The organism is uncultured Gimesia sp. (assembly GCF_963976445.1).
Classification (GTDB): Bacteria; Planctomycetota; Planctomycetia; order Planctomycetales; family Planctomycetaceae; genus Gimesia.
Map to the genome: position 1 here is coordinate 221,109 of NZ_CAXBKP010000003.1, position 15,638 is coordinate 236,746.

A 15,638-nucleotide genomic window follows, 5' to 3' on the forward strand; every position below is an offset into this window, starting at 1 on the left:
GGTGGATGGTTGAAATCAGGGTAGCAGAGAATTCAGATACGTGATGGCGCGCTGGCAATCTTCGAGCCGTTGATCGCCTTGGATACGATCGACGGCCAGCCAGCCTTGATAACCAGTTTCCATCACAAGAGGCAGGAACTGGTCCCACATGACCATGCCTTGCCCGATTGGAACTTCCGAGCCTCCTCTGTCCATTTCTCGAATCGCGTCCCGCAGACGATAGGACTTGATCCACGTATGAAGTTCGCGAATCGCTGTTTCCTGATCCTGCTGATTGAAAATCATGTCCGCAGTATCAAAATCGATTCCCACGAATCCCGCATCGACCTTCGAAACGAGTTCGCGGATGACAGATGCCGAATTGGTTTCGCAGGCAATACACAGGTCGATACCAATGTGTGAAGCAAATCGGACCAGATCATTCAGGACTTCACAGACGAGAGGGAAATTTCCTCCTTCTTCGGTCTGAATCTGTCCCGGATGGATAATGAGTATTGGCACTCTCAATCGACCGGCAAACTCGAGAGCCGATTTAATTTGTGAGACTCTCTGGTCAATAAATTCAGGTTCGGTCAGCGCATGGCGGGCGGGTAGTCTTAAGGAAGCAACTGAGAGATTGAACTCTTCCAAAAGTTTGCGGAACTGGCGATCGCCGGATGCGCCGAAAGATGTAGGTGTGATCTCATTTTGTACATCCAACTGCACCCCGCGCGCTCCGATTTGAGCGGCTGTTTTGATTGCCCGTTTGATCGGTAAGCCAAAGCAACGGGTAGCGACAGCAAGTTTAATTCGTGACATTCGTTTCCTTATGGGGCATTTCTACCTGAAATTCTAATTGCGTGAGATAATCGTAGTAATTCGGCCAACTGGCAAAGTTTATCTAACCGTTTGCAAAAAGAGAATGATATCTCGGGGAGAATAGAAAAGGATTGGAAAAACAGGGTTTTTCACCCAGTTCCTGATTGAGATTCGATCAAAAAATGGACGATCTTTAAGTACAGGAATCTTTATATTCAGGAAAGCTCCATGATACTGTCATCGTTTCTCACCTGCTACCTGGCTTTACTGGCTGGTTTACCCTTTGAGGGTCACCTGGTGGAAGATACGCTGCCGATCTTGTCTTTCTCGTTCGAAACAAATCAGGATTTGGACTTTGACGATCTACCGGATGACTGGTCTCGTCGCAAAGGTTCCGGATATCCCCAGTATGTTGAAGTGAGTATCGATCGAAACCAGGGGCGGAGCGGTCAGCAAAGCCTGCATTTCGGAGTGAATGGAGGGCATGCCACGATCTATTCTCCACCCGAGAAAATTGATTCTGATCATGCTTATGTTTTCCGAGGTTACATCAAAACTCAGAAATTAAAACATGATGCCGCTCTGGTTTCCATTTCATTTCTAGATCACAAACGTCAGCGCGTCCAGCAGTTTGTGAGCCGTCCGGTTTCAGGAACTCATCGAGGTTGGGTCGAGGTCATTTTGGGACCAATGACACCTAAGCCGAATGTTCGTTTCATTGTGATTGGGTGCCATCTCGCGCATAACAATCAGAAAGATATTTCAGGAGATGTCTGGTTTGACGATTTGTGGGTTGGCAGCTTACCACAACTGGACATATTGAATAATTATCATCGCCATTTTGTCGATCATTCGGCAGAAATTCGTGTCAGCAGCCGCATCAGTGGGTTGAATCCCCAGAACAAGTACCGCCTCGATCTGGAACTTGTTGACAGCATGGATCGGAAAGTGGCCGACTCTTCGCTGGAGTTAATGAAGGATCCGGAAGACGTTAAGGGGGTTGCCAACAGTCGTTTGCTGGACGGGAATAAACATACGGAAGTCTGGCGTCTGCAACCGATGGAATATGGGTTTTATGAGGTCAGATCAAAATTAGTGCGTGATAAGCAATCGATCCTGGCAAAGAAAACGTCGTTTGCGGTCATCGATCTAGCGACCCCCAGATCTCAAGGCGAGTTTGGCTGGACGATCTCGCAAGAAAATGATCAACTACCCATTAAAGAACTACCCGATATTGCAGCCCAGGCAGGGATTAACTGGATCAAATTTCCTTTGTGGAATGTAATGGCGTCTGAAGATCTTCAGCGTCCCAGCCGGATCGCAGAGATGCTGGATGCATTTTCAAACAGAAGTATTACGCCTGTTGGGCTGCTAAATCATCCTCCCAAAGAATTGCGATCGCAATTTGCGAAAGACTGGCAGGGGGTTAGCGGGATCTTTACAATGCCTGCCAGTTTCTGGTCGCCTTCACTGGAAGAAGTCTTTGCCCGCTATACATCGCTGGTCAATTACTGGCAACTGGGTGGCGATGATGACAAGAGTTTTATCGGAATGCGGAATCTCAATAAAACTCTGAAAAATGTGAAATCGCAGCTTGATCTCATTGGCCGGGATACACATGTGGGAATTCATTGGGACTGGAAGACGCCTCTACCTAAAAATACCATGCCAAACAGTTTTCTGTCGATCAACAATGATGAACGACTTTCGGCTGAAGAACTGGCCGGCGTTTTACGGAAGACCGATGTCTCACCGGGGGCAAGCCCGCGTTGGATCACCATCACTCCACTACCACAAGATGGATACTTGCCCGAAGAGCGGGGAATTGATCTGGCAAAACGCATGGTAACCGCGAAGTACATGGGAGCAGATGGCATTTTTGCTGACTCTGTTTTTGATGAGCAGCATGGCCTGCTCAATCAGAATGGTTCACCGACACTTCTGTTTCTTCCCTGGAGAACAGTGGCGTTGGCACTTCAGGGGGCGAAGTATCTGGGGGCTTTCAATATGCCTTACAGAAGCACAAATTATGTGTTTTCTCGAGATGACGAAGCAATTATGTTTCTCTGGAACGATGAACAAACAGTAGAAACCATCTATCTGGGTGAAGACGTGTATGCCACAGATGTCTGGGGAAAAAGAATCAATCTGGAACGTGATCCTGAGACACGGCGTCACAAACTACCGGTAGGGCCTGCTCCCGTAATTGTTCGGAAGTGCAGTAAGCAGATTGCTTACTGGCGACTGGCGGCCCAATTTGAAAAGGGGAAATCAAAGAGTGAATACGGTGGTCACGCTGATGCACTCGTCGGCAAGAACACATTCACACAAAGTATTCGCGGGAAAGCAGTGTTAAACGTTCCCAAGGGTTGGGAAGTGGAACCGAAGGAATGGGAATTCAACACGGGCACGGGGGAGGACTACCGGTTAGAAACATTTATGACACTGCCTTCCAATGCAAGCCTGGGTAAAAAAGATGTCTCGATCGATTTCGAAATCTTTGCAGAACGCAGGTATTCGATTCGCGTGCACAGGCCTTATCATGTGGGCTTGGGGGATATTGTGGTAAACGTGATCGATAAGAAAATTGAAGGGAATGTGCTGGAAGTAGAGCAGATCATTGTCAATAATACATCGCCGCTTGAGACCCTGCAGTTTCGTTGCAGCCTGTTTATTCCCAGTATGAAACGAATGCAGCGATTTATCACAGAGCTCAAACAGGGGCAGGATCGCAAATTGTATTACATTCCGAATGCGGATTCGTTAAAAGGGAAAGAACTCTGGATTCGGGCTGAGCAGGTCAATGGGCGACGGATTTTGAATTATCGCTGGATTGTCGGTGAAAGCTGGCAGAATCAGGCTCCGACTCCTCAGCAAGAGATCAAAGTCGAAAAGCCAATCATTCGTTGATGGAATTCAGCGTTGTCTCTGCAGAAGTCAGGCGGCGTTTAGATCTTCGTTTTCAGAATCGTTTGTGTCTTCGAAGGTTTCCAAGGCAGCTTCATCGATGGAATCTGATACCAATTCGACTTCATTTTCTGGAGTTGCTTCATCCATTTCGATTTCTGGCGCAGCCTTCACAACTTGTTGTTTCTTTTCGGGGCGAATTCGCAGCGTTTCCCCCATAGGCAAGTCATCCAGATTTTTCAGACCAAATATTTCCAGAAATTTTCGAGTAGACTCGTAAAGAAATGGGCGTCCCAGTGAGTCATCTTTACCGCCAATTCTGACCAGACCTCGATCCATTAACTGCTTTAGCATTTCAGCGCTCTGGACCCCGCGGATCGATTCAATATCTGCCCGGGTGATTGGTTGACGGTAAACCACCATCGCCAGCGTTTCCATAGCCGGTGCAGAGAGCTTGAGCGCTGCCTGCCTCTGATGGAGCTTATTCAACCAGAACGAAAACTGTGGTTGTGTCATCATCTGATAACCGGTGGCGACGCGTTTAATGTGAAACGCCGAATTGGTTGCAGTCAGGGCATTATTGAGCTGTTCAATGATTTCTTTTGCTTCAGCGGCATTCGCCAGCGTTGCCAATTGCGCGATTTTTCGTGTGGAGAGTGCCGTTTCGGCGACAAACAACACCGCTTCCACTTTGGCCATTTTCAGGCTGCGTCTGGTGTTGACTTCCTGCTCGGAAGCAAATTGCAACTGAGCTCCCTGCTGTTGACGTGTGAGAAAATTCCAGCGGAATGCGGTGGCCTGCTGGCAGGGGGGAGAGCAGAGAGCGTTTCCAGAGCGAGTCTGGTAGACGTTGAAAGGAGAAGGACTAGAAAGCATTCGTGGTTTACCGAACCGTAAAGTTTTGAGTATAGGTTGCCACTTTCTGGCTGATTTCGTCTTCCACAGTCAATTTCATGATGTGGGGGCCCAGTGAGATATTTCGCGGTATTTCAAATTTATAACTATGAAAATAATCTTTGCGTACATTTCGGCAGAGGTCTTCGGTCGTATCGAAGGGGATCTCTGCAACCAGATCTCCGTTGGTGCCTGCTTTAAAAATTTGGACTTTGGATTTCAAAAGCGTTCGATACATGCCATCGGCCGTCAGTTCGCTGGTGAAGTTTTCAATTTCCGAGTAAACCAGCACAGGGCGGCCTGGCGTGTATTCATCACGTTCAAAGCGTTCATAACTTCCAAAGCTGTTAATCTTATGACAGAAGGCAACGTTTTTCAGTTTTAGATTGGCTTTTTCCTGCAGACGGGCGGTTGCCTCTCTTAATTGCGCGACGGTTTGTGTTGCCCGGTCTGCCGGATCCGGAATGGCTTCATTGTCGAAATAGTTGGCCACCGCCCAGAAAGTTTGTTGCCAAAATTCCTGGTCAGCCGGTTCGATTCCGGGAATCGCTTCGAGTGCGCGTTCGTGCTGTCCTGCCATCAGGTACAACATTCGGAGGTAAACGTGCCGTTCAATAAAGTGTTGTTTTTCTTCGGGCGTTGATCCGGTTGGTAGTTGTGCCAGTTCCGCTTCTGCTACTGAAATGAGTTGATTCAGTTGATCTGTAGCAGGCACACCTGTTAATTCGGCAGGATTGATCGTCGGTACCGGATTGAATTCCGCTGGTTCCTGAACGGCTGGCTGCATTTGTGCAGATGCGGTCTCAAGAGGCTGAGGAGCAGCCCCATCCTGTTGGCCAATAATCGCCGTACTCGTGCGGGAAATTCCGTTCTGTAAGGCAGAAGTTCCTTGCTGGAATGCCGAAGAGAGTTTCGTTTTTAACGTACCCACAACGGGGATGTGATTCAGTCCCTGGCTGATGGTCTGCGATCTGGAATAGCCTTGTTGCTGAGTCGGGTTAATGACTGGTAATCCCGATTCCGTATTATTCGTGCCGATTGCTTCCAGGTTTCCCAGTCTCACTGGATTTGACATGGCATTCATTTGAGTGTTATCGGGCGACAACTGACCGGGGGGGGCCATCTGCTGGACGCTGGTTTGAACGACGGGCGATGGTGAATCTCCCGGTTGTGTGTGTCCCAGGCCGGGAAGACTCATTGAAGAAACGCTGGCGGGCTTATGATCTGCCAACTGGGTTTCCTGCTGCTGTTGCTCCATGCTGTTCATGATTCTCCGCGTACGGAGAATATTCCGGATCATATCCGGATCCACGCCTTTGAAACTACTTAAATATTGAGCGCGTTCTTTGGGAGAAGCATCTTTGAGTTCTTCGTTAATATAAGCCAGGAGTTCGACATTGTGTGTCGTCACCTTACCTGTTTTGGTTTTGGGTGCGGTCTCTTTATTTTTCTTTGTTGGTGCGTCGCTACTGGTTGAAGTTTTCTCCACAGCGGCGACTGCGGTCTCTTCTTTGGAAGCCTTCTTTGCTGAGGGCTTGGATTTTCCCCAGTTCCAGGGCGCAGTGGGGGCTCTCCAGGCCATCGTTTTCTGGCCTGATGGTGAAGCACATCCACTCATCAAGATTAAAATTAGAACAGCAGGCAGTACCGTGCTGAGCCGGAGTTGTTTCATTACGTTGCCCGGATCATTGGGGTAAAGGGCTCAATAAATAAGGACACACTACAGGTGCCGCGGACATTGATTTGGTTCAGGGGATGCATGAATCGGAACAAGACTGAGTCATGCATTAGTAAATGATGTGATAGGAGAGTGGGTTTTTTATGAAAAATCGCGAAATGAATCAAGATCGATTCAAGAAATCTGTTATTTGAACCGCAGGTTGGATTGAAGACCGTTACGTTTTTGTAAAACTTGTTGGTTTTAAGTGTTGTAAGTAGTTTGAATTAAATGGCTTACGGGTTGTGGTTGTGAGTCAGTCAGTCCGCGGATTCTTTTCTGGAATTCAATTTTGATGCGACTCCAAAAAAGTTGCCCCCTTTTAATTTCATATCATCAGTCCCCCAGGCAATCTTTTTATCCTGTTTGGCGAGCAGGGGGATATGTTTTGAACAATGGATGTAAGCCTCTTCGACTTCAACCATCACCCAGCGTTCTGGTTTCTTGCCATCATCGGTTGCAATGTCATCTTTGATTTCTTGAGGCGTGTCATCTGATACCAGGAATTCCGCGTTTTCGACAATGGATGCTTTCCCGTTGATATGCAGGCCTATGGTTGCTTTGAAGAAATCGAGGAACATCAATCCGATGTGTGGGTTTTCTGAAATGTTGCCGAGCGAGGCGAGCACGCCGTTACCACGGTATTCCGGGTAGGCAAGGTGTTTCTCATTCAGAATCCGCACAAAACCGGGATTGCCGGCACGAAATGAGCTATCGCATTCGCCTTTCGTATCGGAGGTGGCGATAAACAGCAGTTCCTGTCCTCGGATATATTCTTGCATCCGGGGATTCAGGTAGTCGATCATCTGCCGATCGTAGAAACTGTTGGCGCGTTTTTCTGTTCCGTAACGCTTCTGAAGTTCCCGCTCACCCTCTGAGCCGAAACCGGGTTCCTGATATTCCATTACTTAATCCAAGCATTCCTGGTTTGATACAGAAGCTGATCCGCGCTCGATACGGAATTACGGTAGTTCCCAGTTGCTGTCAAAGAGCTCCGCCCAGACAGTCTCGTTTTCATAGGTTCCGGCTTTTGATTTCTTAAACTGAATCACGGCGATGTCGCCCAGTTTGGGAAAGAGCCAAGAATTGGAAGCCCGGAAATCTTTTTCATGCATCGTGTGTCCAGAGTTGATGACTACATAGCGAACAGGATTCAACGGGTTCGGATAGATCAGAACAACGCCGTGATTTTTTGTGTCGTAGCTTTTTCCGTTCACCGTGATCTGGTCTTTGGTCCATTCGACAGGAAGGTCTTCGACCACTTTAGCGATCAAGGAATTCGAACCGGGATCACCGAATAGAATCAGGTTTTTAGCAGCGATGATTTGATCATTGACTTGCGTATCTTTGATCACGGGTACCTTTGCACGCAGCCATTTGTCGAATTCTTTTTCAAACAGCGACAGGACCGATTGTGACCAGGCATTAAGTTCAGAATTCCAGGGAGTGCCGGTTCCTGTGACGCAGACAAAGGGGAGTGTAAACGCATCATCGATCGGGCCTTGCAGGTTTTGTCGTTTCCGCTGGTTCGGATTTTCGATGAATGTTTTCGAGTCTTCATATTTGAGGACATCCCAGCCACTGTTACTTTTTACAAAATAGACCTGGGGCAAGAGGCCATCGGCGGCCGACTCAAGCGGAAGCAGTGTGCCATCCAGTTCGACTTTGGCAGCAACATTGCGGGCGAGAGAGAGGGCAGCGACATTTTCTGTCGTCAGTTGCAGGTTGCCTGATTCGTCATCGATACCCCCTTCGACAATCGTGGGCTCATACATTTCGTCAAGTTCTTCAATCGTCAGCCATTCGCACTCATTGAACTTTGGGGTAAACGTGATAAAGCGAATCTGTTTTTTTCCAGGCCAGGCAGGGCGACCTTGTTTGGAATGATTCAGCAAATCAGTAAGGTAATCCTGATAGGCGGGCATCCGCGACTGATGTGTTGCTTCCGGGCTGATATACAGCGAGATATCGATATCGTGTGCTTTCGCTTTCTCAACCATTCGGGTGCTTGAGACGAGCTGTTTGTCTTTGCCACCACCATACGTCACAACAGGCACGTCGGCGGCGTTCAAGGCGTAGTCGATCGAATCATAAATGTGTAGCGTTTTGTGTTGGTAGTGCGGGAGTTTTTCTTTGTAGTTTTGATATTGATAAAAGTCGACAAATCCGGCACCTGGTCCGACTCCACACCAGAGCGAAGGGTAATGCAGACCCAGATGCCAGGCGCCCGCACCCCCCATGGAGAAGCCGCGGAGTGTAATGCGTTTCTTATCAATCAGGTATCGTTTTTTAACATCGTCCATCGCCTCATGCACGTCGACTTCGCCGCTCCACCGCCAGCCATTATCGGTACGGCCAAAGGGTTCCAGGTGTAGCCATTCATGACCTTCGCGAGGTCCTCTGCGGTTCGGGTGAGCAATGAAAAATACTTCGTTGCGTTTCCCCCCGCGGCCGTGCAATTCTACATGGAGTGGCCAGCGATGACTGGACTTTTCTTTAAAGTCAGTCGGGATGGTGAGTGCGTAGGGTTGAACCGAGCCATCGACTTTTGAGTAGTAGCCGAAGATGACGGTTCCGGTTTGCTGTGTCCATTCTGGTTTGCCGATCTGGAGCTGCTGTGCGCGTGTCTGACCGGTTTCCAGAATTTGAAATGTATCTTTGACATATTGTGGTTTGTAAAATTCGTTATGTCGCAAGATCCATTCTGCGGCCTTCGCATAAACTTCGACATCTGCCAGAAGCGACTTTTTGATTTTGGGATTCTGCTTAAGAACTTTGATTTGTTCCTGCAGTTCCTGGAGCTGCTGTTCCAGTTTGGCACGGTCTCCGGGCGCAGGTTCTTGTGCCTGTAACTGTGAATTATTCGAACAGAGTGAAAGGCCAAAGATCAGGACAACAATAATCGGGAAACAGAAGAGACGCTTCATGGTGGAATCCTGATAATGAATAGGAGAGTTTCTCTACGAAACGAAACAGCAAATGACCGCCGGTCCGAATTTGGGCGATGATTGCATTTTACCAGAGCCGCCTGAGCGGGAAACAACAGAGCAGGCTCTAGAGTTACATTATCACGGATGGAAGGGCCAGGCAAGAGGTACGATGATCACGGTCAGGATCCAGACGATCAAAGTCAGTGGGCCTCCGATGCGGAGGTAGTCGGCATATTTATACCCACCAGGCCCAAAGACCATCATATTGGTCTGGTAGCCAATCGGGGTGGCAAAGCAGGCAGCAGCAGAAATGATGAGGGCGATCACAAACGGCATTAAACTGACATCAAGCGTTGCTGCTGCGGCGACGGTAATGGGAAAAAATAGAGTAGCAGTTGCTTTGGCGGTAATCAGGTTTGTGAAGATCAACGTGATAAATGATAAAATTGCCAGCACGATCAACGGGCTGTTATTTCCCATGCCGATGAATGTGGAAGCAATCAGGTCTGCAGCTCCGGATTTTCCAATTGCCTGGCCAATTCCCAGTCCTGCGGCGATGGTAATCAGCACGCCCCAGTCGATAGAGCGTTTGGCTTCAGTTGCACTGCAGCATCGCGTGGCCGTCATCAGTCCGGCAGCGACCATGGCTGCGACGAGCATTTTGACATTCCAGATGGCCACCATCACGATCATCGCCAGTAAGATCGTACGAGCAATCCAGGCCCGTTCGTGGCGCGGCGGGGTGGAGTCTTCGACCTGACTGACGAGGAAAAATTCACGGGAATTTCGTTGCTGATCGATGAAGGAAGGATGCGCTTCGATCAGCAGGGTGTCGCCGCGCTGGAGCTCAATGTCCCCAATTTTTTTATTGATCCGTTGACCGTTCCGTGCCACGGCGATCACGGCAGCATTGTAGTTGGAACGAAATTTTGCCGTGCGAATAGACATGTTGATGAATCGAAAACTGTCCGAGACAACTGCTTCAATCAGGCAGCGTTCGGAGCGGGGACCGGACAGTTTAAACAGCTGATCGGTAGCCGGTTTGAGCCCGGGGATTTTTTGCAGGTCGATGACCGATTCCACGACGCCAACAAACACGAGCTGGTCATTCGCGGCAAGACGTTCTTTGGAAGAGACGGCAGCAATTACATTATCCTGGCGGTCGATTTCCATCAGGTACATACCTGGCAGATGACGCAAACCGGCTTGTTCGATTGTTTTGCCAATCAGGGGGCAACCCGGTTCGACGATCATTTCGACGGTATATTCTCGCGGGTCATCCATGGGAGTGATGGCCGGCTTTCGTTCCGGGAGTAACCAGCGTGAAAAGACCAGCAGGTAAATCAGGCCGACAATCATCACGGGGATTCCAACCCAGGCAATTTCGAACATAGACAGGCCGGGGTGATTATCGTGATCCTGCAGTAACCCATCTACGACCAGCGTGGTGCTCGTGCCAACCAGAGTGCATAAGCCGCCGAGAATGGCTGAGTAACTCAAGGGAAGCATCAGGTGCGAAACAGAGATCCGCATTTTCTTGGCCCAGTCAGAAATGATGGGCATCATCATCGCAACAACAGGCGTATTATTGAGGAATGCACTTAAGACTGCTGAGGGGAGCATCACGCGTGCTTGGGCATCGGTCAGTGATTTAGGGCGGCCGAGCAACTGTTGGCCGGTAAAAGCAAAACCGCCGGTCTGGCGTATGCCTTCGCTGACAACAAATAGAAATGCAACTGTGATCAATCCTTCATTGGCAAAACCCTGGACGGCATCCCCTACCTGGATCACACCGGTGACTACCAGTATGGTAAGCCCTCCCATGAGAATGGTATCAGCGCCGGCACGTAGGAACGTAAGAGAGCCGATGACTCCTCCCAATACCAGGAACGTTACTACAATTTGCCAGTCCATGTCGGTTCAATATTCATAAACAGTACAAAGGCGAAAGCCGGAGACTATTCATTGATTGCAAGTTCACCCAGAGTTTTAATTAACTCCGGATGGAGAGGTCCGTTAGTTACGATAACTCCCTGATTGTTTTTCAATTCGTAGCCCTGATCAAATTCCAGTGGTTTACCGGTGATGTCGGTTACAGTACCGCCGGCCTCCTGCACCAGGAGCACTCCGGCAGCGTGGTCCCAGATTTTTTCGCGATAACCAACGCGCGTGGGCAGTCGCATATAAATATCAGCGTTTCCCTGAGCAACTACGGCATATTTGGCCTGGCTGTCGAGTCGCCGGGGTTCTTTCTCAATGTCCAGTTTTTCTGCAACCTGTTGCGAATGGCCATGTGAGCTGTGTCCCGATTCGACCGATTCGCAAAAGCGTGATTGCGTAAAGTCGGTGGTGGTGGTGACACGAATGGGAAATGCCGCCTGCTCCTGTTCCTGATTTAAGGGAATCGCAAAGGCGCCCTGACCGGCGACAGCGTAGTACAGTGTGCCGGTGACAGTTTCATCAATCGGGAATGGCATGTTGGGGCAGCCTAAGACGCCGAGTACAATCTTTCCGTCAATAATCAGGGAGAGTGAAACGGCATACTGTTCTTTGCGTAAAAACCCTTTGGTTCCGTCGATGGGGTCCAGAGTCCAGAAGCGACTGCTATACTCTTTGGCTCCCCCTTGATCGATCCAGCGGCAGACATTTTCAGGAGTGGTCTCCGAAATTTGTGCCGCGTTGAGTTCTGCCACAATCTTGTTCAGGAACTCACGGTTTTCTTCCAGACGCAGCTCAGCAGCGTCTTCTTCACCGATGATAGGGTCTTCTGGAAATGCCTCGTTGAGTGCCCGACAGATGACTGCCTGGCTACTGAAATCGGCAATCGTTACCGGGCTTTTATCTTTTTTCTCAAGTACTTCATCTGTGATTGCTGCTTGTACTGAGCGACAAATTTGAGAGGCCTGTTTGACCGCAGACAGAGCTATTTCTAATTCCTGTTGAAATGGTGGCGTCATAATAGTGCGTCATTTACTGAGCTGGTATTGCTGCAGTTTCCCAGAATTTGATGATGAAAATTCACTCAAGCCGTTATATGAGCGTTATTAGAATCAGGTCACAGCGGAAGCGTTACAGGTTCACTTGTTTCACAACTTTGCGCGACGGCTTCTGTAAATTCCATGTATTTGACACCCGTCGCAAAATCCGTATGGTGGACGATTTCTTCTCCACGGATGGCGCCGATAAACTCTGCCTCGACGCGCCAGCCTCCTTGTTCTTCTTTCGGGATCTGGAGTTCCTTCATCTGGTCTTCCCCCATATGGCCGACAAAGATTCTTTCTTCCGGAGTGAAGTGAACTTTAATCGTTCCATGGGCGCCATAGAGGTGGATCTGCAGGCCCGGGCCAAACAGAATCGAACCGCTTAAGTGGTAGATGGCATTTGCGCCTCCCTGAAGTCTGGTCACAAGTTGGACGCTTTCAGGAAGAGTAACATCAGCGTAACCCTGTCTGTGTGCAGAAGGACGCCGTGGCTCGAAAGTAGAACATTGAGCAAAGACCCGTTCTGTGGGAGGGACCCAGCGGCTTAAGGTCTCGTGTAATATTCCCATTGTCAGAACGTTGTTTCCACTAATTTCTTTATCCTGTCGCCAGTGCAATTTTTTGCTGTAGTCCCAGAAGGAGTCATCAGCTCCCAGCACGACGACTTCACGCAGTTTGCCCAGATATTTTTGAGAGACCAGCTTAATGACTTCCTGGTTGTATTTTAAGCCAAAGGGGCTGGGAACAATTTGTGCTATCAGATCCGGGCGAGCCTGAGAGACTTTGAGCATCTTTTGCGCTTCGGCCAGATTGCGTGCCATTCTTGCTTCGGTGAGAACGTGCTTGCCGGCTTCGAGGGCCATGCATGTGATATCACAATGCAGATTGGGCCAGGTTCCGATCATCACGGCATCGACTTCGGGGTCTTCGACCAGTTCCTGCCAATGAGCATAGGTCTGTGGAATGCCATATTTTCGGGCGACTTTTTCAGTCGACTCAGGTGTGGAATTCACAACACCGACGATTTCGACATCTTCAATCGCTTGAAATCCAGGAATATGGCGACTTTTCGTATTTGCCCCAGCACCAACAATTCCAATACGGATCGTTTTTTTTCCCATTAGTGTACGTCGTCCCGATATTCCAAGATGTTTTTCAGATTGAATGATAGTGGCTGGCTTTAAGCTTATTACCAGCGCATTTCAGTGTATCCGAAGATTCTAACGAGCAGAATTCTGGAGGACCATTCACACAAAACAAACAATTACAGGTTCCCCAAATTCTCATTGGAAATTTGTTGTTTTGTACCTGATTTAACACAACCGAGAGCGTTGGGTGCTGTTGTTATGTATATTATGCGGCGAATTTCTGCTGAGTTTCTGGCTGGATATGACTCAAGATGGATTCCGCAGCCTGGGCTGAAGCACCAGGGATCACGGTTTCATTGTAGAGTGACGTGAGTTTTGTGCGAGCTTGTTCCAGAGAAAGTGGTGTACTAAGCCAGTCACCGAAAATCGCAGAGATTTTGGCGACATCTTTTTCCGGCGATCCGACAGAGGGAAATTCCGGCATCAATTCTCGGTCCGCAATCAGATTGGGGAGCGACATATATTTGCAGGTAATCATCAGGTGGGCCATGAAATACATGCCCCAGTGGCTGCGGTAGAGTACGACAGCGGGGGTTTTTCTTGCCAGCAGTTCCAGGCTGACCGAACCAGAGACCATTAGACAGCAGTCGGCGGCTTCAATGATTTCCGAAGTCTTGTTCAAATAGAGCTGAATCGGCAGATTGGTTGCCTGTGCTTCCTGGATCAGATTTTGACAGAGTTCAAAATGGGCCTGTCTGTAGCAGGCAACTGGAAATGTGGCGTTGGGAAACTGCTCTGACAGTTGGCGGACCACTTGCAGCATGACGGAAAAATTCCGGGCGACTTCACTAGTTCGTGAGCCAGGTAAAATGCCAACGGTTTTTTTTTCAGGCTGCGCGAGTTCATTCAGAACATTCTGGTCTAATGCCTTGGATGCCACTTCGTCAAAGAATGGATGGCCGATGTAGTCGACTTTGACGCCTCGCGATTCATACCATTGTTTTTCAAAATTTAAACCGGAGAGAATGTAGTCCACGTTTTTACGAACGCGTCGAATTCTCCAGGGAGCCCACGCCCAGAGCTGCGGAGGCAGATAATAGAACACGGGGATGCCCAGAGCTTTTGCTTTTTTAGCGACCCACCAGTTGAAGCCGGGGAAGTCGACGAGGATGACTGCGTCGGGGCGCTCTGATTCGAGATATTGCCCGACTTGCTTGATCAGTTGAATGAATTTAAAGATCAGCGGCAAGACATTCAGAATTCCCATCACGGCATAGTCAGTGAGACGTACTTCCAAATGGCAACCAGCGTCTTGCATTTCCGGTCCGCCGAACGCGGAGAAGCGGGCCTCCGGACAGCGGTGGCGAATTTCCTCGATCAAATGAGCTGTATGCTGGTCACCGCTGGGTTCGCCCACTGAAAAAAACAGGTGCATTTGAAAGTCCTATCCAAGCTATTCACAGGCAAAAGGTGATTGCGATCACGGTGCCTCCATTCCACAAAAACGGTGTAAAGGTATGCGGAATAACCATTTTTGGTCAACCCCGTTTTCGGGTGATGCGTTTTGAGAGTTCGGGCGGGCCACAGGGATCGACTAATAAAAAAAGCTCCCTGAAAACTGGTTTCAGGGAGCTTGCTTGTATGTGTTTAGACGCACAATGATCGGCAATTCCTATTGGGAAAGAATTGCGTTCACTGTGCTAAGTAGAAGGGCTTAGCCTTCAGCGGCAGCAGTTTCTGGTTTTTCTGCTGCAGGTTCTTCAACAACTTCCAGTCCGGGGACGTTGATTGTTTTAATCAGAACGGTTGTGTATTTCTGGCGGTGTCCTGTGTGACGACGTGAATTCTTTCGGCGGCGAAATTTTTGAATTTCGAGTTTTTCACCTTTGAATTCAGGATTTACGACTTCCGCTTCTACTGTGGCGCCTTCGATTGTGGGAGCGCCGATGGCACTGGCTCCACCGCCGTTGGCTAGCAGAACGCTTTCGAAAGTAATGGCATCACCTTCGTTTGCTGTAGCACGGTAGTCGATTGTCAGGATCTCGCCTTCCTGAATCTTATATTGATGGCTGCCATCTTCGATTACTACAAACATCCTCAAACCTTCTTTTCTTCTACTCTTTGATCAATAAATGTGCTGAAGTCGGATTTGAAAATCAAAGTCAATCCGAGTCGTATTCAGAATCAATTGCGCAATGCCATTGATAGTATATCGTTAAACACTTTGTGCCTTTGCCAGTCAACTCGTGCCACGAGGGGAACAAAGCGCAGAACCTGTGCTGGTTACACGAATATCGAGCAGGGCATTGTAAGGTGTCACATT

Annotated in this window: 11 protein-coding genes; 1 reads left to right on the forward strand and 10 read right to left on the reverse strand. The window is 48.9% G+C overall.

Annotated features, from left to right (window positions below; translation table 11 throughout):
- Nucleotides 1–15 precede the first annotated feature (15 nt).
- Nucleotides 16–798, reverse strand: a complete 783-nt coding sequence (locus AAC022_RS05420) for a sugar phosphate isomerase/epimerase family protein (RefSeq protein WP_339728727.1) — start codon at nucleotides 796–798, stop codon at nucleotides 16–18.
- 228 nt (nucleotides 799–1,026) lie between these two features.
- Between AAC022_RS05420 and AAC022_RS05425 the strand changes: the two genes are divergently transcribed.
- A complete protein-coding gene (locus AAC022_RS05425; RefSeq protein WP_339728729.1) occupies nucleotides 1,027–3,708 on the forward strand; it encodes a hypothetical protein in 2,682 nt (893 codons plus the stop codon).
- A 27-nt stretch (nucleotides 3,709–3,735) separates the two neighbouring features.
- Here the strand turns inward: AAC022_RS05425 and scpB are convergent, their stop codons facing one another.
- The 9 genes from scpB to rplU all read right to left on the reverse strand — a co-directional run bounded on the left by scpB (nucleotide 3,736) and on the right by rplU (nucleotide 15,410).
- Nucleotides 3,736–4,581 carry an SMC-Scp complex subunit ScpB gene (gene scpB, locus AAC022_RS05430; RefSeq protein ID WP_339728731.1) on the reverse strand — a complete coding sequence of 282 codons (846 nt, stop codon included), beginning with the start codon at nucleotides 4,579–4,581 and terminating at the stop codon, nucleotides 3,736–3,738.
- Nucleotides 4,582–4,588: 7 nt separating this feature from the next.
- Entirely contained in the window at nucleotides 4,589–6,271 is a 1,683-nt protein-coding gene (locus tag AAC022_RS05435) for a hypothetical protein (RefSeq protein WP_339728733.1), read from the reverse strand.
- Nucleotides 6,272–6,576: 305 nt separating this feature from the next.
- On the reverse strand, nucleotides 6,577–7,221 hold the full coding sequence (locus AAC022_RS05440) for a pyridoxamine 5'-phosphate oxidase family protein (protein WP_339728735.1): 645 nt from the start codon (nucleotides 7,219–7,221) through the stop codon (nucleotides 6,577–6,579).
- Nucleotides 7,222–7,278: 57 nt separating this feature from the next.
- On the reverse strand, nucleotides 7,279–9,243 hold the full coding sequence (locus AAC022_RS05445) for a prolyl oligopeptidase family serine peptidase (RefSeq protein ID WP_339728737.1): 1,965 nt from the start codon (nucleotides 9,241–9,243) through the stop codon (nucleotides 7,279–7,281).
- Nucleotides 9,244–9,384: 141 nt separating this feature from the next.
- Nucleotides 9,385–11,160 carry an SLC13 family permease gene (locus tag AAC022_RS05450; protein WP_339728739.1) on the reverse strand — a complete coding sequence of 592 codons (1,776 nt, stop codon included), beginning with the start codon at nucleotides 11,158–11,160 and terminating at the stop codon, nucleotides 9,385–9,387.
- Between the two features lie 44 nt (nucleotides 11,161–11,204).
- The gene (locus AAC022_RS05455) at nucleotides 11,205–12,203 is read right to left on the reverse strand and encodes a 3'(2'),5'-bisphosphate nucleotidase (RefSeq protein WP_339728741.1); all 999 of its coding nucleotides are present in this window, start codon (nucleotides 12,201–12,203) and stop codon (nucleotides 11,205–11,207) included.
- Nucleotides 12,204–12,301: 98 nt separating this feature from the next.
- On the reverse strand, nucleotides 12,302–13,348 hold the full coding sequence (locus AAC022_RS05460; RefSeq protein WP_339728742.1) for a Gfo/Idh/MocA family oxidoreductase: 1,047 nt from the start codon (nucleotides 13,346–13,348) through the stop codon (nucleotides 12,302–12,304).
- Between the two features lie 232 nt (nucleotides 13,349–13,580).
- A complete protein-coding gene (lpxB, locus tag AAC022_RS05465) occupies nucleotides 13,581–14,750 on the reverse strand; it encodes a lipid-A-disaccharide synthase (RefSeq protein WP_339728744.1) in 1,170 nt (389 codons plus the stop codon).
- A gap of 279 nt (nucleotides 14,751–15,029) precedes the next feature.
- Nucleotides 15,030–15,410 carry a 50S ribosomal protein L21 gene (rplU, locus tag AAC022_RS05470; protein WP_339728746.1) on the reverse strand — a complete coding sequence of 127 codons (381 nt, stop codon included), beginning with the start codon at nucleotides 15,408–15,410 and terminating at the stop codon, nucleotides 15,030–15,032.
- Nucleotides 15,411–15,638 lie beyond the last annotated feature (228 nt).

Bases quoted from the DNA above. Each gene is read 5' to 3' on its own strand.
- AAC022_RS05420 (WP_339728727.1), bottom strand. From the start codon at position 798: ATGTCACGAATTAAACTTGCTGTCGCTACCCGTTGCTTTGGCTTACCG.
- AAC022_RS05425 (WP_339728729.1), top strand. From the start codon at position 1,027: ATGATACTGTCATCGTTTCTCACCTGCTACCTGGCTTTACTGGCTGGT.
- scpB (WP_339728731.1), bottom strand. From the start codon at position 4,581: ATGCTTTCTAGTCCTTCTCCTTTCAACGTCTACCAGACTCGCTCTGGA.
- AAC022_RS05435 (WP_339728733.1), bottom strand. From the start codon at position 6,271: ATGAAACAACTCCGGCTCAGCACGGTACTGCCTGCTGTTCTAATTTTA.
- AAC022_RS05440 (WP_339728735.1), bottom strand. From the start codon at position 7,221: ATGGAATATCAGGAACCCGGTTTCGGCTCAGAGGGTGAGCGGGAACTT.
- AAC022_RS05445 (WP_339728737.1), bottom strand. From the start codon at position 9,243: ATGAAGCGTCTCTTCTGTTTCCCGATTATTGTTGTCCTGATCTTTGGC.
- AAC022_RS05450 (WP_339728739.1), bottom strand. From the start codon at position 11,160: ATGGACTGGCAAATTGTAGTAACGTTCCTGGTATTGGGAGGAGTCATC.
- AAC022_RS05455 (WP_339728741.1), bottom strand. From the start codon at position 12,203: ATGACGCCACCATTTCAACAGGAATTAGAAATAGCTCTGTCTGCGGTC.
- AAC022_RS05460 (WP_339728742.1), bottom strand. From the start codon at position 13,348: ATGGGAAAAAAAACGATCCGTATTGGAATTGTTGGTGCTGGGGCAAAT.
- lpxB (WP_339728744.1), bottom strand. From the start codon at position 14,750: ATGCACCTGTTTTTTTCAGTGGGCGAACCCAGCGGTGACCAGCATACA.
- rplU (WP_339728746.1), bottom strand. From the start codon at position 15,410: ATGTTTGTAGTAATCGAAGATGGCAGCCATCAATATAAGATTCAGGAA.